This window comes from Natronoarchaeum mannanilyticum (assembly GCF_039522665.1).
Classification (GTDB): Archaea; Halobacteriota; Halobacteria; order Halobacteriales; family Natronoarchaeaceae; genus Natronoarchaeum; species Natronoarchaeum mannanilyticum.
Map to the genome: position 1 here is coordinate 85,688 of NZ_BAAADV010000004.1, position 16,850 is coordinate 102,537.

At 65.4% G+C, this 16,850-nt stretch carries 18 protein-coding genes, 1 tRNA gene and 2 pseudogenes; 10 read left to right on the forward strand and 11 right to left on the reverse strand.

Annotated elements, in window-relative coordinates; all coding sequences use genetic code 11:
* Positions 1 to 40: 40 nt before the first annotated feature.
* Positions 41 to 1,507: a type IV pilin domain-containing protein gene (locus tag ABDZ81_RS11140; RefSeq protein WP_343774054.1), complete on the reverse strand. Its 1,467-nt coding sequence runs from the start codon at positions 1,505 to 1,507 to the stop codon at positions 41 to 43.
* Positions 1,508 to 1,608: 101 nt separating this feature from the next.
* The gene (eif1A, locus tag ABDZ81_RS11145) at positions 1,609 to 1,893 is read right to left on the reverse strand and encodes a translation initiation factor eIF-1A (protein ID WP_343774055.1); all 285 of its coding nucleotides are present in this window, start codon (positions 1,891 to 1,893) and stop codon (positions 1,609 to 1,611) included.
* 120 nt (positions 1,894 to 2,013) lie between these two features.
* On the opposite strand from eif1A, the gene ABDZ81_RS11150 reads away from it, so the two are divergent.
* The gene (locus ABDZ81_RS11150; RefSeq protein WP_343774056.1) at positions 2,014 to 3,204 is read left to right on the forward strand and encodes a CapA family protein; all 1,191 of its coding nucleotides are present in this window, start codon (positions 2,014 to 2,016) and stop codon (positions 3,202 to 3,204) included.
* Positions 3,205 to 3,218: 14 nt separating this feature from the next.
* Here the strand turns inward: ABDZ81_RS11150 and ABDZ81_RS11155 are convergent, their stop codons facing one another.
* Entirely contained in the window at positions 3,219 to 4,412 is a 1,194-nt protein-coding gene (locus ABDZ81_RS11155) for a redox-regulated ATPase YchF (RefSeq protein WP_343774058.1), read from the reverse strand.
* Between the two features lie 106 nt (positions 4,413 to 4,518).
* Complete coding sequence (locus tag ABDZ81_RS11160; protein ID WP_343774060.1) at positions 4,519 to 5,583, reverse strand: pyridoxal-phosphate-dependent aminotransferase family protein; 1,065 nt, start codon at positions 5,581 to 5,583, stop codon at positions 4,519 to 4,521.
* 181 nt (positions 5,584 to 5,764) lie between these two features.
* On the opposite strand from ABDZ81_RS11160, the gene ABDZ81_RS11165 reads away from it, so the two are divergent.
* Positions 5,765 to 7,912 carry a glycyl aminopeptidase gene (locus ABDZ81_RS11165; RefSeq protein ID WP_343774061.1) on the forward strand — a complete coding sequence of 716 codons (2,148 nt, stop codon included), beginning with the start codon at positions 5,765 to 5,767 and terminating at the stop codon, positions 7,910 to 7,912.
* Positions 7,913 to 8,061: 149 nt separating this feature from the next.
* On the forward strand, positions 8,062 to 8,625 hold the full coding sequence (locus tag ABDZ81_RS11170) for an NUDIX domain-containing protein (RefSeq protein WP_343774062.1): 564 nt from the start codon (positions 8,062 to 8,064) through the stop codon (positions 8,623 to 8,625).
* Between the two features lie 34 nt (positions 8,626 to 8,659).
* Here the strand turns inward: ABDZ81_RS11170 and ABDZ81_RS11175 are convergent, their stop codons facing one another.
* Positions 8,660 to 9,484: a hypothetical protein gene (locus ABDZ81_RS11175; protein ID WP_343774063.1), complete on the reverse strand. Its 825-nt coding sequence runs from the start codon at positions 9,482 to 9,484 to the stop codon at positions 8,660 to 8,662.
* Positions 9,485 to 9,767: 283 nt separating this feature from the next.
* On the opposite strand from ABDZ81_RS11175, the gene ABDZ81_RS11180 reads away from it, so the two are divergent.
* The 4 genes from ABDZ81_RS11180 to ABDZ81_RS11190 all read left to right on the forward strand — a co-directional run bounded on the left by ABDZ81_RS11180 (position 9,768) and on the right by ABDZ81_RS11190 (position 11,921).
* A complete protein-coding gene (locus ABDZ81_RS11180; RefSeq protein WP_343774064.1) occupies positions 9,768 to 10,157 on the forward strand; it encodes a DUF7522 family protein in 390 nt (129 codons plus the stop codon).
* A 122-nt stretch (positions 10,158 to 10,279) separates the two neighbouring features.
* On the forward strand, positions 10,280 to 10,747 hold the full coding sequence (locus ABDZ81_RS18155) for a DUF7344 domain-containing protein (protein WP_377074296.1): 468 nt from the start codon (positions 10,280 to 10,282) through the stop codon (positions 10,745 to 10,747).
* 343 nt (positions 10,748 to 11,090) lie between these two features.
* Positions 11,091 to 11,789 carry a TrmB family transcriptional regulator gene (locus ABDZ81_RS11185; protein WP_343774065.1) on the forward strand — a complete coding sequence of 233 codons (699 nt, stop codon included), beginning with the start codon at positions 11,091 to 11,093 and terminating at the stop codon, positions 11,787 to 11,789.
* Between the two features lie 9 nt (positions 11,790 to 11,798).
* Complete coding sequence (locus ABDZ81_RS11190; RefSeq protein WP_343774066.1) at positions 11,799 to 11,921, forward strand: hypothetical protein; 123 nt, start codon at positions 11,799 to 11,801, stop codon at positions 11,919 to 11,921.
* An 831-nt stretch (positions 11,922 to 12,752) separates the two neighbouring features.
* Here ABDZ81_RS11190 and ABDZ81_RS11195 read toward each other — a convergent pair.
* Entirely contained in the window at positions 12,753 to 13,316 is a 564-nt protein-coding gene (locus tag ABDZ81_RS11195; RefSeq protein ID WP_377074295.1) for a hypothetical protein, read from the reverse strand.
* A gap of 178 nt (positions 13,317 to 13,494) precedes the next feature.
* Between ABDZ81_RS11195 and ABDZ81_RS18195 the strand changes: the two are divergent.
* Positions 13,495 to 13,584: pseudogene (locus tag ABDZ81_RS18195) on the forward strand (hypothetical protein); the annotation flags it as partial.
* Positions 13,585 to 13,596: 12 nt separating this feature from the next.
* Positions 13,597 to 13,914: pseudogene (locus tag ABDZ81_RS11200) on the forward strand (PD-(D/E)XK family putative nuclease); the annotation flags it as partial.
* A 780-nt stretch (positions 13,915 to 14,694) separates the two neighbouring features.
* On the opposite strand, the gene ABDZ81_RS11205 reads toward ABDZ81_RS11200, so the two are convergent.
* Positions 14,695 to 14,934 carry a hypothetical protein gene (locus ABDZ81_RS11205; RefSeq protein ID WP_343774067.1) on the reverse strand — a complete coding sequence of 80 codons (240 nt, stop codon included), beginning with the start codon at positions 14,932 to 14,934 and terminating at the stop codon, positions 14,695 to 14,697.
* A 461-nt stretch (positions 14,935 to 15,395) separates the two neighbouring features.
* On the opposite strand from ABDZ81_RS11205, the gene ABDZ81_RS11210 reads away from it, so the two are divergent.
* Positions 15,396 to 15,602 (forward strand): hypothetical protein, encoded by a 207-nt coding sequence (locus tag ABDZ81_RS11210; protein ID WP_343774068.1) that lies wholly within the window; start codon positions 15,396 to 15,398, stop codon positions 15,600 to 15,602.
* A gap of 20 nt (positions 15,603 to 15,622) precedes the next feature.
* Here the strand turns inward: ABDZ81_RS11210 and ABDZ81_RS11215 are convergent, their stop codons facing one another.
* From ABDZ81_RS11215 to ABDZ81_RS11225, 4 genes are all read right to left on the reverse strand, one after another.
* Positions 15,623 to 16,045: a PD-(D/E)XK family putative nuclease gene (locus tag ABDZ81_RS11215; RefSeq protein WP_343774069.1), complete on the reverse strand. Its 423-nt coding sequence runs from the start codon at positions 16,043 to 16,045 to the stop codon at positions 15,623 to 15,625.
* Complete coding sequence (locus ABDZ81_RS18160; protein ID WP_425541908.1) at positions 16,042 to 16,293, reverse strand: DUF7563 family protein; 252 nt, start codon at positions 16,291 to 16,293, stop codon at positions 16,042 to 16,044. The genes ABDZ81_RS11215 and ABDZ81_RS18160 overlap by 4 nt, the downstream gene beginning before the upstream one ends.
* 59 nt (positions 16,294 to 16,352) lie before the next feature.
* Positions 16,353 to 16,525: transfer RNA gene (locus tag ABDZ81_RS11220), tRNA-Trp, on the reverse strand.
* Positions 16,526 to 16,571: 46 nt separating this feature from the next.
* Complete coding sequence (locus tag ABDZ81_RS11225; protein WP_343774070.1) at positions 16,572 to 16,799, reverse strand: DUF5795 family protein; 228 nt, start codon at positions 16,797 to 16,799, stop codon at positions 16,572 to 16,574.
* Positions 16,800 to 16,850: the final 51 nt, after the last annotated feature.

Below are 16,850 nucleotides of genomic sequence, written 5' to 3' on the forward strand. Positions count from 1 at the left end.
GCGACTCCGACCCGCACGACGGGAGAACAGCGAGGAGCGCTCAGTAGTCGCTGTACTCCTGCGACGAGTAGTCGCCGCAGTCGTCGCCGTGAACCGTCGACGAGTCGCAATCGAAGTCGCCGTCGACGTAAGCGTGGTCCGAAACGGTGCTTCCGTCGATCCCGACGTCGCCGGTCCCGGCGACTGCACCGTCGACGTCGGCGGCGGATTGGATCTCGACGTCGCCCCCTTCGACGGTTCCCGCGATCGTCGAACCGCTGACGCCGACCTCGCCGCCGGACAGATCGCCGTCGATCGACGAGCCGGTGTCGACGGTTGCGTCGCCCGCGGTGTCGACGTCACCGCCGACGGTCGCGTTCGAGAACGTCACGTCCGAATCAGCCTCGACGCCGCCGCTGACCCGCGAGCTTCCGAGATCGACGGAGCTGGTAGCGTCGACCGCGCCGTCGATCTCTGAGCCGGTGACGGTCAGCGCGTTCCCCGCCACCGCGCCGCCGACCGCCGATCCGGTGTCGATCGTCACGTCGCTGTCGGCGTCGACCGGGCCGCCCACGTCGGTATCGGAGAGATCGAGGCTGCTATCGGCCTCGATCTCTCCGTCGACCGTCGAGGTAGTGAGGTCGATCTCGTCGCCCGCGATACCGCCGCTGACGGAAGAATCCGTATCGAGCGTCACGTCTCCGCCGGCGTCGACCGGGCCATCGACGCTGGCGTTCGTGAGGTCGAGATCGCTATCGGCGTCGACGGGACCGCCGGCGGTCGACGCGTCGAGGTCGACCTCGTCGCCCGCGACGGCGCCGTCGATCGAGGAGCCGGTGTCGAGAGTGACGTCGCCGTCGGCGTCGACCACGCCGGTGACGTTCGCGTCGGTGAGATCGACGTCTTGCGCGGCGTTCACGTCGCCGTAGACGGCTCCGTCGTCGAAGTCGAGTTCCTCCCCCTCTACGTCTCCGACCACCGATCCGCCTCCGATGACGTCGACGTCGCCGCTGGTGTCGACGTCGCAGGCGACCGTGATGCCGTCGACCGTGAGGTCGCCGGTGCCGCCGCTCGTCTCCGATTCGACCCACTCGCAGCCCTCGTCGGGGGTCGCCGGGATCGGATCGGCCTCGAACGTATCGAGGACGTGGCTCTCGTCGGACTCGTCGGCGACCCAGACGATCTCGACTTCCTCCTCGACGGGGTACACCGTCACGGCGCTGTCGGCGCTGAGAGTCCCGCTCTCGACCACGTCGGGGTCGGCGACGCCGCGGACGACGATGCGGCCCTCCTGCTCGTCGAGGTTGTCACCGCCCTGGTGGACGAGTTCGTGGCCGGGACCGTCGTCCTGGGACTGCAAGTCGAGTGCGGTCTGAGGGGCAGACTCCGTCCCGTCGGTGAGACCGCCCAGCATGAACAGCGTGACCGCCGCCAGCGTGACGACGATAGCGATCAGGAGCCCGACGCCGACTACCGGCGCCACCGCGCGCTCGGCGTCGTCCGCCGCGGATCGGTCGAAACCGCGCATGAGCGGTTCGTATGGACTCGGAACGGTTGTAACTTTCCCGAGCTATTGCGGCGTCGACACTGTGCAGTCGGCGCGCGCGAAGATGCCTCGTAGAAATCGAGTTAGTCGATGTGGCCTTCCTGCCGGAGCTGCTCGGCGTCCTGGCTCGTGTACCGCCACTCGATGTTGGCCTTCTCGTCCTGGAAGTCCCAGGGCTCGACGACCACGATGTCGTCTTGCTCGATCCAGGTGCGGTACTTCATGCGGCCGGGGATCCGGCCCATGCGCTCCTTGCCGTCCTCGCAGCGAACGCGGACGTGGTTCCCGCCGTTGTGTTCGGTCACGACCGCAAACAGCTCGTCGTCGTTGGGCATTCGGAGATTCCGACGCCCGCTTTCTTCACTCACAGCCGTAATAGGACCCGCGGACGTTTAAGTGGTTGGTAAGAAACGGTACCACGGCTCACGACGCACGCGGTGGGGCACGTTTTTGTATCCGTCGCTGGATCGTACCGCCGTGACCGGACGATGACGCGAACCCGCAGGGAGTTGCTCGCGGCCTCGCTCGTTCCCCTGGCGGGCTGTCAGGCGCCGACGGAGCGGTCTCCCGGCGAGCCGCTTCGACCGTCGTCGGCCGACCACCGCGTCGGTTTCGTGGGCGATCTGATGTTCGGCCGCGACGTCGACGCGGTTCACCGGGACGGTTCGCCCGCCGACGTCTGGGGGTCGATGCACGAGCACCTGCAGTCGCTCGACGGCGTCGTCGCGAACCTGGAGTGTTGCGTCTCCGAGCGCGGCGAGCGCTGGCCGGACAAGACGTTCTACTTCCGGGCCGACCCCGACTGGGCGGTGCCCGCGCTCGATGCCGGCAACGTGGCCGCGGTGAGCCTCGCGAACAACCACCTGCTCGACTTCGGCGAGACGGCGCTGCTGGACACGCTCGATCACCTCTCGGCGGGCGGGATCGCCCACGCCGGAGCGGGGGCGGACGTCGACGCCGCGCTCGAACCGACGGTCGTCGACGCCGGCGGGCTGCGCGTCGGCGTGCTGGGGCTGACCGATCAGTGGAGCCAGTTCGGCGCCGGTCCCGACAGCCCCGGGACGGCACACGTCGCGCTCTCGGCGGACGATGAAGCGACCCGGCGCGCGGTCCGGAACGGCGTCGCGACGGCTCGAGAGCGCGGCGCCGACCTCGTCGTGGCGTCGCTGCACTGGGGCCCCAACTGGGAGGTCGAACCCTCGACCGATCAGCAGCGGTTCGCCCGCTGGCTGATCGACGAGGGCGTCGACGTCGTCCACGGGCACTCGGCCCACGTGATCCAGGGCGTCGAGACGTACCGCGGGCGGCCGATCATCTACGACGCGGGCGACTTCGTCGACGACTACGCGATCAAGGAGGGGCTGCACAACGACCGGAGCTTCCTGTTCGAGCTTGCGGTCGACGGCAGCGAGCTAACGGCCCTCGAACTCCGACCGATCGAGATCGCCGACAGACGTTCGGAGCGGGCCGGCGACGACGCCGCGGCGTGGCTCAGAGAGCGGATGCGAACGCTTTCGGCGCCGTTCGGAACGACCGTCGAGCGATCGGGCCGCGGCGTCCGGATCCCGCTCGGCGACGCCGAAGGCGAGGAAAGCGCGAGCGGAAGTGAGAGCGGTACGAACGAGAGCGCGAGCGGAAACCGGACCGGTACGAACGAGGGCGATCGAGACGGCGCGTAACGCGACCGACGCCCTCAGTTCGTCGTGACGACTTCGAGCACGTCGCGGTCGTCGAGTTCGTAGTCGGCGCCGCGCTGGCGGTTCGACCGGCAGTCGATCGCGTGGAGGAACCCCTCGCCGATGTCGGAGTGGAGGCTGTACGCGAAGTCCTCCGCGGTGGAATCGGGGGGCAGCAGGTAGCAGTCGGGCAGCACCTCGCCGCGCTCGTTGCCCAGCCCGTTGGCGCCGCCGGGGAACACCGGCGTGACGCCGAGCACGTCGAACAGCGCGGCTTCCAGGGCGTCCTGGACGCCCGTCGAGCCAAAGTCGTCGAGGAACTCGCGGATCTGTTCGAGACCCGCTTCCTGTTCGTCGGAGACGTCGGCGACGATCTCGAACTCGCCGTCGCCGGGTCGGTAGTCGACCGCGCCGCCCTCGTCCGCGGACTTGAGGGCCTTCTCGGCGTGCGCGCTCGCCGGAACGAACGTGAGGTGGTCGTACTCGGGATCGTCGGTGATTTCCTCCCAGTTGGCCTGCGCTTCCGGCATGTCCATCTTGTTCGCGGCGATCACCAGTGGCTTGGTCTCCTTTCGGATCTCGCGGGCGAGCTCTAACTTGTCCTCGTCGTCCCACTCCCCGGGATCGAAGCCGACGCCGACGCGGCGGATCAGCAGCTTGATCTCGTCCTCGTTGGTCCGGAACGCGCTCATCTGCTCGGCCATCTCCTCCTCGATGTCGTCGTCCTCGGTGACGTGGCCGCTCCGGTAGCGCTCGATGCCTTTCTCGAGCACGTCGAGGTACCACTGGTCGAGTTCGGTTTCGAGGAAGTCGATGTCCTCGCGCGGATCGTGGTCCTCGGTGGGCTCGCCCTCGATGTCGGTCTTGCCCGAGAAGTCGACGACGTGGACCAGCACGTCGGTCTCGTTGAGGTCGGTCAGAAACTGGTTGCCCAGCCCGTTGCCCTCGTGGGCGCCGGGGATCAGCCCCGCGACGTCGACGATCTTCGTCGGCACGAAGCGGACGCCGTCGTCGCAGTAGCCGGTGTTGGGCGTGCAGGTCTCGTCGAACTCGGGGGCCGCGCACTGCACGCGCACGTACGCCTCGCCCACGCTCGGGTCGATCGTCGTGAAGGGATAGGCGCCTTCCGGCACGTCGTTCATCGTCGCCGCGTTGAAAAACGTCGACTTGCCCACCGAGGGCTTGCCGACGAGTCCGATCCGGTAACTCATTGCCTGCAATCGTAGAGCGGGGCCTATACGGATTTCTCTCCGTCGGCGCTTCGGTATGCGTTGACGGGGCAGAGGCGGGCGAACGGGCTCCCGTCGCGTGTTCGGACTACAGCACCCGATCGATGGCGTCCATCGTGCGCTCGACGCGGTCCTCGCGAGCGTTGTGGCCCATGTGCCCCACGCGGAGCACGTCGTCTTCCAGATCACCGAGCCCGGTCGCGAGCACGACGCCCTCTTCCTCCCGAAGCCGCTGCTGGAGTTCCTGTGCCCGCCCCTCGACGCGGAACGCGGTGACCGTCGGCGACGCCACGTCGGCGTCCGAATAGAGTTCCAGCCCGATCTCTCGACCGCGCTCCCGGCACAGCTCGGCGGCGGCGTCGTGACGCTCGAAGACGGCGTCGACCCCTTCCTCGAGCAGCAGGTCGACGGCGGCGTCGAGCGCCTGCAGATTGTTGACGGGCATGGTGTAGGGGAACCACTCCTCGTCGGCGGCGGTCCTCCAGGGCGTCAGATCGGCGTAGTACGAGCGGACCTCGGTCGCCTCGATCTTTTCCCAGGCCGCATCCGAAATCGACAGCACCGCGAGCCCCGGCGGCGCGCTGAAGCACTTCTGGCTGGCGCCGATGCAGACGTCGATCTCGCCCGTTGGAACGGGCGTCCCGCCCAGCGAGGAGACGGCGTCGACGACGCTCAGCACGTCGTGGTCGTCGAGCAGGTCGAGCACCGGATCGAGATCGTTCAGCGTCCCGGTCGGCGTCTCGCAGTGGACCATCGTCGCGACGTCGAACTCCCCGTCTTCCAACTCCTCGGCGACGGCGTCGACGTCGATCCCGCCCGTCGAGGGCGCGCGGCAGGTGACCGCCTCGCCGCCGTAGTCCTCGACGAAGTCGGCGAACCCGTCGCCGTACAGTCCGTTCGAGATACAGAGCGCGCGGTCGCCGTCCTCGACGAGCGAGGCGACCGCGGCCTCCAGTCCGAGAATGCCCTCGCCGCCCAGGATCGCGAGGTCGTCGTCGCCGTAGACGGCGGCCAGCTTGTCGGTCAGGTCGCGATAGAACTCGACGAACTCCGGTTCGACGTCCGGGTTCGGCGCGGGCTCGGCCATCCGGTCGCGCACCGCGGCGGGGACGGCCGTCGGCCCGGGCGTCATCAGCAGTGGGTCCTCGTCCATGCTTCGAGGGCGGGCCGCCGCGTGCATAAATGCAGCCGAACTCGTCCGCGCTGGCGGGTCGTCGCGACGTGTCCGCCCCTCTCGGTCGCGGGACGATGCCGCCGTCGATCCCGGTGAAACAAGCCGAACGCAACCGTAACTATCGGGAACGCTCAAGGCAACCGAGGCCAAGTGCCGGAGTGTGCTACGCAGACGGGTCGTTCTCGCGACGCTGCTCGTCGTGACGCTAGTCGGCGGCGTCGCGGCGCCGGTGGCGTCGGCGCCGACGACCGCGGACATCGCGACGGCGTCGACGAGCGCAGACCGCGTGACTGCGTCGGCGTCCACGAGCGCGGATCGTGGGATAGCAGGAGGGAACGCCACGACGACCGCCGCCAGCGACGCCGACACGCTCGGCGCCGAAGCGCGGTTACACCGGCTCCCCGAGCGTCCCGGGACGATCGCAGTCGAGCTCCGGTACGCGACGCCGGACCGACTCGAGACGCTGAAGGTGCAGTTGTTCGACGATCCGACGGTCGAGTCCACCGACGGGTTCTCGACCGGTTCCGGCGGGAACCTGACGTGGGACGGGCGGACCGACGACCCGACGGCGACGTACACGCTCGCGGTGAACCGCACGCTCGACGAGAGCGGGCCGATCGCCGGATCGGGGTCGTACACGTTCGTCGATACGGGCGAGTGGGCGCTCGTCCAGCAGCCCCGACTCTACCACAGCTGGAGCTGGTCGGGCGGCGGACAGGTCGCGATCGATCGCGAGACGACCGTCGACGGATCGGGCGCCGTCGGCGGCCGGATCGCGTTCCTGGGCGCCCACGAGACGATCACGCACGACGGAGATCGCCAGCAGTTTCGTCTGGTAGTCCCCGACGCGGCGACGATGGCCGAGGATCCCGAGGACGTGTTCGACTCGTTGAACCACGCGTCGGACGCGCTCCGGGTTGACGATCTCGACGACGAGGTGTTTCTGATCGCGGCGCCCACCGGCGACGTGGGCTGGGGCGTGCGCGGGCTCCAGACGGGCGACGCCGACGGCTGGGTCCGGGACTCGGAGCGGGTCGACGAACCCGGAAACGTCTGGCTCCACGAGTACGTCCACACGCGTCAGGACTACGAGACCACGGAGGCGACGAGGTGGTTCACGGAAGCCGCCGCGACCTACTACGCCGCGTCGCTGACGCTCGAACAGGATCGGATCGAGTTCGAGCGGTTCCGGAGTCGTCTGTCTGCGGGCCGCAACAGCCGCTACGCCGACGCCGTGCTGTCGGAGCCGTCGACGTGGCCCGACGGCGCCAACTACGACAAGGGCGCGCTCGCGGCCGGCGAGATCGACCGCCGGCTCCGGCTCGCGACCGACAGCGGCGCGACGCTCCAGACGCCGTTCCAACGGATGAACGAGCGCGGCGAGCCGATCTCTCAGGCGGCCTTCCTCTCGATGGTCGGCGACGCCGGCGGCGAGGACCCGAGAGCGACGGCTCGGCGGTACACCGAGACCAGCGATGCGCCCGCGCTCTGGTCGGCCGACGAGCACGAGAAAGCGTTCGGACAGCTGTCGGCGCGGATCAGCTACGAACTGCCCGACGTCGACAGCCCGGACGCGATCCGCGTCGACGGCGAGTACCGCCAGCGCTCGATCGGCGGCGAGCGGCCGATCACGCTCGTCGCGGACGAGCGGCTCTCGCTCGACGCGACCGTCCGGAACGACGGCGGCACCGAGGGGACGTACGACGCCGCGTTCCGGGTCGACGGGACGGTCGTCGACCGACGAACCGGACGGCTGGACGCCGACGCGGAGCGGACGCTGACGTTCGATCGGACGTTCGACGAGCCCGGCGAGTACGAACTCTCCGTGGGCGGCGCCGAGCTTTCCGTGACGGTGCGCGAGCCGGCCGCCGCGCGCGTGACCGACGTGGCGCTCGACCGCGATCGCCTCGCGATGGGCGAGAACGTCACCGTGACCGCGACCGTGACGAACGACGCCGACTACCCCGGCCGCGCGACGCTGACGGTCAGCGCGGACGGCCAGCGGCGAGCGGAGCGCGACGTTCTGCTCGACGCCGACGGGCGACGGACCGTCGACGTGTCGCTGGCGTTCGAGGGCGCGGGCACCTACAGGATCTCGATCGACGACGGGCAGCGTCGCAGCGAATCGACCGTGCGCGTCGCCGAGTCCGGATCGATCGAGGGCGGGGCGGGTGACGGCGGCTGGACCAGCGGCGACGACGGGGCTGGTGGCGGCTGGCCTGGGAACGATACGCTCGGCACCGGGATCGCGGTAGTTGCGGCGTTCGCGCTGCTGGTTGGCGGCGCGTACGCGCTTCGACGCCCCTGACGCCCGAGCCGGGACGCCGCGGCGTCGTCATCTGCCCGTTTCGAAGGGTATTCCTGCCAGTCGACTGGACAGTACAGTATGATCAGCCGCTCGCTCTCCCTCCGCCCCGTCACGCCGCCCGATCGCAGTTCCGTCCGCCAGCGTCGCCGATGACGTCGTTCGACGACCTCTGGTATCTCGCGGACGAAGCGAACCAGTGCGCCGAGCAGGCGCGCCACCGGCTCGACCGGCGGTACGAGGACTACTTGGAGTTCGATCGCACGCGCCGGGTAAGCCGACCGCGCTTCCGAACGCTCGCCGAGCGCATCCGGGACAACGGGACGCCGTACGGCGCCCACACGATCGTCTACCGGCCGTCTGGGGAACTTCTGCTGGTACGCCACGAGGACGTCGACCTCTGGGTGCTCCCGGGCGGCGGCGTCCGCGAGGAAGAGACGTTCCGCGAGGCCGCCGAGCGCGAAGTCGCGGAGGAAGCCGGCGTCGAGGTCGACTACGACGGGCTGGCGATCCTCACCGACGTGCGAGTCGTCGCCGACGACTCCGAGACGTGGGGCGTGCTGCCGGTGTTCGCCGGCGAGGCCGAGACCACCGAGCCGACCGTATCGGATCCCGACGGCGAAATTTCGGAAGCACGGTGGTTCGCCGAGCCGCCCGAGGACACCCGCGACCGCCGGGACATCCTCGCCTGGCGGGAGCGGGCACTGTCGGTCTGAGAGTCGGCGGGACGCCGACCGACGCCGCGGCGTCCTACTCGCCGTGGCTGACGCCGTCGTTGGACTCGGCTGTGAGCCTGCGCAGCGCCGCCCGCGCGTTGCTGGCGTCGTAGCCGAACAGCACCGATTCGCCGTACTCCCCGGCGACGTCGGCGGCCCGGAGCAGATCGTCGATGTCGACGTCGACGGCGTACAGTTCGACGCTGAAGGGCGTGTCCAGGCGGGACTGGAACCCCTTCGCGATCGTCTCGATCCAGTAGGTCGTCGCGTACGCCGTGTCGTACAGCGGGACGACGAACTCGTCGACGTGGGGCTCGATCGCCTCGACGTCGATCCCGGAGCGCTCGTAGAGGTGACCAGGGTAGGGATCGGGATGGAGCGTCAGGTACGTGTCGCCCGGGACCCGATCGGCCGCCTCGGCGACGAACTCGGTGATCACGCTCGCCCGCCACGTCGGCCGATCGTCGTACTCGCTCGCGGCGAACCGCTCCTCGCAGACCTCGCAGTGGCAGTACTCGCCGCGCGGGAAGCCGACGTCGTCGAGCCGAACGTCCCCGCTCGCCGTGGCGGCGTCCTCGACCATCTCCAAGATGCCGGCGCGGTACTCGTCGCGATTGGGACAGACGTAGGTCCAGTCGAAGTACGGCCGCTCGCGGGTCGCGCGCTCGCCGTCCTCGCTGACGGGCACCAGTTCTGGACGCGCGTCGGCCGCCGCGGTGTCGCCGAAACACGAGATCATGTTGACCGCGCCGGCGACGGGTTCGCTGGCCCGGCCGGTGACGTCCTTGACCTCGTAGAACGACCGGTCGAACTCGCCCCACGCCAACTCCTCCTCGTTGCGCGTCACCACGCCGTACATACCCGATGCTGGGCGGGCAGAGGGGTAAGTGATTCGCTCCGAAAAGCGGCGTCGCTACGCGTCGTCGTACTCGACGTCGACCTCGGCGTCGGTCGACACCACTTTCCAGAGGGCGGCGATCACGAACAGTACGAGCAGGACCTTCACCAGTCGCTTCATATTTCTAATTAGTTCGCGTTACACTATAATACTTTCCACTTGAAATTCTGACACTTGTCGCAAGGTCGGCGTCGGTCCCGCAGCGGCCCGACGTTGAAGTTCGAGACTGCCGCTACGTACATCTATGTCGGGAGAATCAAATAGCGAGGAACTGGCAGAAGAACTCATCAGCGCGTGTCGGACGTCGATCGGCGACACGCTGCGCAGTATCACCCTCTTTACCGCGGAGGACTACGACCAGCTCTACATCCGCAGCGACCTCGAGCAGGACGCCGAACTCGATCGATTCGTAGCCAACGAACGTCTCGGGTTCACGTCCCAGCAGACCTACGGCGACTCCGAACTCGGCGAGTACGAGTTCACGATCCGCGCGTTCGAGTACGGCTACGTCACCCGCGTCATCGTCGGCGATCGCGGCGTGTACGTGACGACCGACGAGATGCACATGGACGAGTTCGACGAGCTCGCGACCGCCGTACGTGGGGTACTACGGGAGAACACCGGGGCCGCGTAGCGGTCGACGGTCCCCCGACCGAACGCACACTCATCTGTCACTCGTTTCCTCAAACAAATCCGTCCCGCGAAAGTGCTACCGGTATTTACCGCCGGCGTTCGAGGAGAGTACGCGAGGAGCACATGATCGATGACCATTTTGACGCACTTGCCGACGAGCAGCGGCGCGAGGTGCTGCTGGCGATCCTGGACAAAAACCCGGGCGACGACAGATCCGTGACCACTGCTGTTCGGACGGACGAAGAGCGATCGCGCGCGACGGAACTCCATCACGTCCACCTGCCGAAACTGGAAGACTACGGACTGATCGACTGGGATCGTGAGCGCCACGAGATCACGAAGGGACCGCTGTTCGATCAGATCCGACCGTTGCTCGTCCTGCTCGAAAAAACCGGGACGAGCTCGTCGGAACGCTGCCGTCCGAATGACCGGTCGTCGCTTGCGCTCCTCCCGTCGCTACCGCGGCTGACGGTGCTTTCGGTCTCGTTCTCTCTGCTCCGATATCCGTGTCGCTCGCGGACGCCGTGCGTCCGTGATACTTCGCCGTTCGGCGTCCGGGGTCGTAGCACCACAGTTAGTCGAAACGTGTGATGCTCGGAGTTATAACCGTTCGTCGAGGCGCGTCATCGGCCGTTGACGCGGACGAACCGTCGCAGAAGATCAGTGGTCCGTCACAGTCCGAATCACGCCGAAAACTGCCGGAAATCGGCAGTTCGGCGCGGAGTGAGGTGGTTGGGACCAGTCCTTGCTCCGCGCCGGATGGGACTTCTCCCTCTACACGTATAATGGTACTGTGATTAATCGGGTGACAGCAGCGTTTCCTGTCACTCTTACACCTTCATCCGGCGAGTATCGCTTCCCGAGGGAGAACTGACTTCCGAGTGGGCACGTTAGTGTCGACAACACCGGTTCGCCGGTCGTGTGGTTGGGACCCATGAAGGACATCTCGAGTCACGAACAGTCGGTAGAGTTGCTCCAGCAGCTGGGGCTGAAAGAGTACGAGGCCAAGTGCTTCGTCGCGCTGTCGCGACTGCCGAAAGCGACGGCTAAAGACATCAGTGACGTCTCGGAAGTCCCGCGGACGCGCGTCTACGACGCCATCCGCGTGCTGGAGGCCAAGGGACTCGTCGAGATCCAGCACTCGAATCCCCAGCAGTACCGCGCCGTCAAGATCGACGAGGCGGCGGCGACGCTCCGGGAGGAGTTCGAGTCCCGCACGGAGAAACTTGCCGACTCGCTGGCCTCGATCGACGCTGTGTCGCTGGAGGAGGACGAGGAAGAGGTCGCCCACGAGGTCTGGTCGCTCTCCGGCGAATCGGCGATCCGGAACCGGACGAAGTCGCTACTCGACGACGCCGACGACGAGATCGTGCTGGTCGTCGGCGACGAGAGCAAGCTTACCGAGGATCTTTTCGATCAGCTCCGGGCCGCACAGGATCGCGGAACGACCGTCCTCGTCGGCACAGTGTCGGATGATCTGCGCGACCGCGTCGTTGAGTCGATGCCGGACGTCGAGGTGTTCGTCTCGGAACTTGAGTGGCTCTCGGAGCTCGAAGACGATCCGACCGACACCGTTTCTATCAGCCAGCTCCTGCTCGTCGATCGCAGCTCCATCCTGGTTAGTACGACCTAGCGACCGACGGTGCGCTCCGAACAGCGGGAGAAGGCCGTGTTCGGCAAGGGGTTCGAGAACGGCATCGTCGTGATCGCCCGCCGGCTGATGGCGACGGGCCTGGGGCGCGGCGCCGATCCCGAAAAGAACTGATCCGGCCTGCCGGTTGTGCCGTTGTCCCGTGGTGCTTCCGGAGCGGGCGACGGGCCGATATTTGCTACTGACGATCGGGCATAGTTGCTGATCGAGCAGTGGCTCTCGACATAGTACCGGCGGAATCAGTTGGGCCGGCGGGGCTATCGGCCCGCCCACGGTCGAACCGTGTACTACGGCCGTACCACACTGTCTTCGGATACCAGTCAATGGACGCTCGGTCGGGATTCGGTCGGCGTGTGGTACACCAGCGTGCGCTGGTATTGACCTATAACGACTTGAGAATTATAAATTCATGTATGCCATTGGTAATTAGCGTTAGAAATACTAAATGTGTGAGGAGAAATTTCGTATCACCTCTATGCGGGTTGAGGGCACGCATCTACAGACACAGGTAAAGACAGTGCATTAGGTCCAGTAAACTACTAGATCAGCGAACGGTAGTGTTCGGACTATCGCGAGATAGCAATTCACCAAGCTACCCAAACAGTCGACATTTGATGTGAAATAGGGATTCGCCGCGAGGGGGAACGTAACTCCCAGCTGAACCGGGTTTCTGCCCAGTACTCGCGGCGGTCGGTGAATACAATCAGAACAAATATTCACGCGTGGCAAGCGCGCGCTACGCAGGTCCGCCGAAAGGTAGTTGGTCGGAGAGATTTGAACCGCGAGGACTTCGTTTTGCTCGTCTTGCGCGGTTCAAACCCTCCGACGTGAATACCTCAGGCTCCTCACGTCCGTTTGTCGCCAGAGAGAGTGGGGTCGGAGGGAACCCTCTCCTGAACTGCGATGGTCAGTCGGGCTGTACGAGCCGATTTTTGGGCGAATATCTCACTCATTGCTGTCTTCGATATCAAGTTTCAGGGTTTTCTCTGCGCGCAGTTCCTCGAACCCCTCGCGCTCGGTCGCCTTGTAGTAGTGCCGGCGGATCGTCTCGAGCCGGGCGTTCACTCGCTTGGCGACCGTTTCGATATCGAGCCCACGTAGCAGCTGCCACGTGATCGATCCGGTGCGGATCGCGTGGGGTGACCGCGACGACGGGCACTTACTGGAGAAGTTCCGCCGGGTGTAATCGCACGTCGCGCGACGCTTCCCGTGAGGGCACGCCTCGACGACGCACGGCTGGGTGCCCATGTACGACCAGGCGCGGAACGTCGAATCGGACGGGCGTCCCTGCCGCCCGGAGAACAACGGTTCTCGACCGTTGTCGTCTCGCTTCGCGAATCGCTCGCGTTCGATGTACGCCTGGAGCGCGTCGACGACGGACTCCGAGATCCCGACGATCCGCTCGCCTTCCGTCTTGTTCTTGAGAAGGGTCGGCGGTCGGTGACGGAATTCGAGCGTCTGTCGATCGGGATCGAAGTCCCGGAGGTCGAGCGCCCGAACGCCGCTCATTCGCGCTCCGACGTGCCACGCCACTTCGAGAAAGGCGTGCTTGGGTCGCCCGAAGTGCTTCTGCGACGAACGGTAGAACGACGGGAGCTTCGTCTCGTCCTCCGCTTTGAGTTTCTGGTCGTTCGACGACGCGCTGTACGCAGCTCACGGCACCGAAATCACCTAGGCGTTCGTCGTCACCATGGCGGTGATCTTCATCGCCTGGACCACGAACGGCCAGACCACGCGCGAGGATCTGACCGACATGGAGTTCGTCATCGTGCTCCTGATGGTGATCCTCAAGTTCCAGCTCGACCGGGCGAGCTGGCACGACGCGCGATTCAAGAACGGAACGCCCGTCGAGATCAAGAGCACGATGGTCGAGCACGCCGACGGCCAGCCGGGTAACTTCAAAATCTACCGGTAGTATCACGATCGGCTTCGACGAGCTGACGGCTGGTACTGTTTCGTCGTGTACCGCCCGCACGGCCGAGAGGGCTGTACCGTGCTCGACGACAAGATGGTCCGCGCTGGCGATCTCCCGCTAATCCGGTGGCACGGTGGCGGCGATCACCGCGATACCCAACAGGCGAAACTCGGGATTGACGAACTTTTCTAAGAATGACCGGCGGAACATGATGGTGAGGCGGCGGGGCTATCGGCCCGCCCACGACCGGGGTCGTGCATTACGCCTGTACCACACGACGGTAGATACCAGCGGATGGGATGCTCGATCGGGATTCGGCCCTCGTGTGGCACGCCAGCACTATGCTGGTATCGATCCTACGGGCTTGAGAAATATAAATTCATGTATGGTATTGGCAATTGGTGTTGGCAATTCGATATCTATGAAGTAATAGTTCACTACAGATGTGAATGAGTGGCGGGCACCCACCCGCCCACAGGAGCTCCCGTGTATTACCCTCGGTATGCCAATGAATCGACGAGCGGCAGTTCCAAAACCACCGCGAAGTAATAATTCGTTCACATGTCCAAAAAGGTTGTCTTTGAGTTTGATGTGAATGTTCATCCTCTCGTCTGTAATGAATTGGTTCTCTCGCCTGCCATGCTGTCCGGTGTTTCATTTGGAATCCCGCGGCGCGGAGTACTTTTTCCGCCGGGTTCCCTTCGGCACACTTCCTAAGGGGGATCTCCCGCACAGCGGGAATCGCCCGGCGTCAGCTCGGAGCCGATCGCGTCGACGCCGCTCGACGCAAGTATCCCTAACTTGTCCGTAACCACCCAAGAATAGCAACTGAACTTGTCGAAATCGGACCGTAGAACAGTGTTGCCACTACGAGGGGCCGCGCTACCGGGCGAGCGTCGATAGCTTCGAGCGGCGTCGATCACGTCGGCGATATAGGGGAACGACGTAGATTTGAGTTCGCCCAGGAGCGTGTCAATTCGGATCGTTCGCCCCGCGCGGTCCTCGTCGAACTCGAAGGTGGCGGCGTACTTCTGCATCCCTTCTGGAACGCGCTCGACGCCGCTTGCCGGGCGTCGACGTCCTCAACTCGCGAGCGTCGGCTTTCGGCAGCACGAGGCGGTGGTTGTAGCCCACGATATCTTCGTTCGGCCCGTCGTTGCTCGGCTTGTACACCGTGTTCGAGCCTTCCTTCTGCGCCAGGAGGACGTTCACGGCGATCGACCTCCGGCCCCGCTCTCATTCTTTACCTCCACTGCCGGGTACTCGTTTATCCGCATCACCCCGGTCAGCGTTCGGATCGGGTTCCACCACGTCGCCGTCTTACAGCGGTGACAGGCGTGTTTGAACGACGTAGGGTTCTCCGGGTCCTCGTCAGCGCGCTTGACCCGGACCTGCCCGCACCCGGTACAGACCGCATCGAAGGATGCCTCGCTCGCCGGACTCCGGTGCGTCGAGTTCGGCGGTACGGTCGCGGTCGGCTGGCTCCCTCGCCACGCCGATCACCCTCTGGGCCGGGACCAATCTTATCGGGATTCCTCTTCTCCTCGTAACCGATTACTGTTCCAGATGATGAACGGTACAAATCCTAAGTGTAGAGGCTCCCGGACAATGGAATACATAGCTATCTAGGGTGAACCTTTGAGACGCTCTGGTTGAACTACTATGAACAGACAATGAGTGGTCGCTCGTCTGAGGAACGGAAGGATAATTATCAACACCATGGTGAACGGGTTGTCCAGCGCTATCTCCAAGAGGAGATACTGGAGGATGACGAACTCGAAGCGACCGTTGAGGATCTCTATTCGGACGGGAAGATCTGGGAAGCTGTCGATCTAATTCTGGAAGGCGTCGAGCAGCAGCGAGAGGAGCGGGTAAACTGACTTCCGCACTTGCGTACCATTCACTCGTCACGCCAATCACCTCCAGGGCCGGCGCCGATCTCGTCGAGCGAGGTCGCCGCGACGAACTTCAGCGCGAGGACCGATCGGTCGGGCGTCGGCTCACAGACCGCGAACAGATAGACGCCGGCGTCAGCACGAACCTGCTCGTGTTGCTCGCGTCGGAGGTAGAACCGCCCATGCCCACCGCTTTCGAGGCGGACCATCGCGCTCTTGATCTCGACGAGCGTTCCCTGTTCGACCACCGGCAGCGCGATGGTCGGCAGCCCGGCGCGGGGCGATATGGTAGTCTCGACCTCGGCGTCAGCGTGCTCGACCTCGGTATCCGGCAGGTAGGTGAGTTCGGATACCGCGTCGATCACGTTGGACTCCGCGCGCTCGCCCGCTCGCTTCGAGCTGGCCGATTGCATCGACGGCGTGCTCACGCCGACCACCCCTCCGCCGGATCGTTCCCATGGCAACCGGGCGATGTTTCAGGGTCAGGCGTCCGGACGTCGAGCCCGGCAGCGCTCCCTTCGAAGAGTCGCACCCAGGTATCGCACTGTGGGCAACGATGGGCCTGGTCGTCAGCGTCGCCGTAGACCCGCCGGAAGTCGGCTAAAACGTGAGCCTCGCAGTTGAGACAGTCGGTACTGGAGGGTGACGACCAGGGGGCGATCGTCACGCGGACCACCCCCTATAGAAGTTGTGTCGAGAACGTGGTAAAACCGTCCACGTCCTTTTTATTTCAAGTGGGGTCGGAGGGATTTGAACCCCCGATCGACTGATATCTCCGAATCGCCTCGGTACTCCAGAGCGTCGTCAACGCGAGCGATGATCAGTCGCCCGCTCGGCATATCAGTGGAGTTCGTCACCGGGCGGATATCTCTGGAGTCAGTCGCCATCCCGGACTTGGCCACGACCCCTCGGAATTTCGTTGGCCCGACCGCCCTAAAGTGGTTTCGATTCGGGTCAGTCCCGCTCGGTCTCGGCCCAGTCGCAGTCCTGGCATTTCCGCCCCGTGACGAGTTCGGTGACGCCGGGCATGTAGACGACTTCGAGGACGTCGCCGCCGCAGTCGGGACACTGGCGGTCGGCCTCCTCGATCGCCTCGGCGTCCATGACGTCGTCGTCTTCGATCAGTTCGGCGAGGCTCAGTGGCGTGACCATGCGACCCTGGACGACGCGATTATCGCTCATACCTCACCGAAAGAAGGGCGCGCGTGTAAAGTCTTGGAACCGCGCCGCGGC

Coding starts and splice junctions, on each gene's coding strand:
- ABDZ81_RS11175 (WP_343774063.1), bottom strand. CDS start 9,484: ATGTACGGCGTGGTGACGCGCAACGAGGAGGAGTTGGCGTGGGGCGAG.
- ABDZ81_RS11140 (WP_343774054.1), bottom strand. CDS start 1,507: ATGCGCGGTTTCGACCGATCCGCGGCGGACGACGCCGAGCGCGCGGTG.
- ABDZ81_RS18155 (WP_377074296.1), top strand. CDS start 10,280: ATGATCGATGACCATTTTGACGCACTTGCCGACGAGCAGCGGCGCGAG.
- ABDZ81_RS11185 (WP_343774065.1), top strand. CDS start 11,091: ATGAAGGACATCTCGAGTCACGAACAGTCGGTAGAGTTGCTCCAGCAG.
- ABDZ81_RS11150 (WP_343774056.1), top strand. CDS start 2,014: ATGACGCGAACCCGCAGGGAGTTGCTCGCGGCCTCGCTCGTTCCCCTG.
- ABDZ81_RS11225 (WP_343774070.1), bottom strand. CDS start 16,799: ATGAGCGATAATCGCGTCGTCCAGGGTCGCATGGTCACGCCACTGAGC.
- ABDZ81_RS11210 (WP_343774068.1), top strand. CDS start 15,396: ATGAGTGGTCGCTCGTCTGAGGAACGGAAGGATAATTATCAACACCAT.
- ABDZ81_RS11195 (WP_377074295.1), bottom strand. CDS start 13,316: ATGAGCGGCGTTCGGGCGCTCGACCTCCGGGACTTCGATCCCGATCGA.
- ABDZ81_RS11170 (WP_343774062.1), top strand. CDS start 8,062: ATGACGTCGTTCGACGACCTCTGGTATCTCGCGGACGAAGCGAACCAG.
- ABDZ81_RS11180 (WP_343774064.1), top strand. CDS start 9,768: ATGTCGGGAGAATCAAATAGCGAGGAACTGGCAGAAGAACTCATCAGC.
- ABDZ81_RS11155 (WP_343774058.1), bottom strand. CDS start 4,412: ATGAGTTACCGGATCGGACTCGTCGGCAAGCCCTCGGTGGGCAAGTCG.
- ABDZ81_RS11160 (WP_343774060.1), bottom strand. CDS start 5,583: ATGGACGAGGACCCACTGCTGATGACGCCCGGGCCGACGGCCGTCCCC.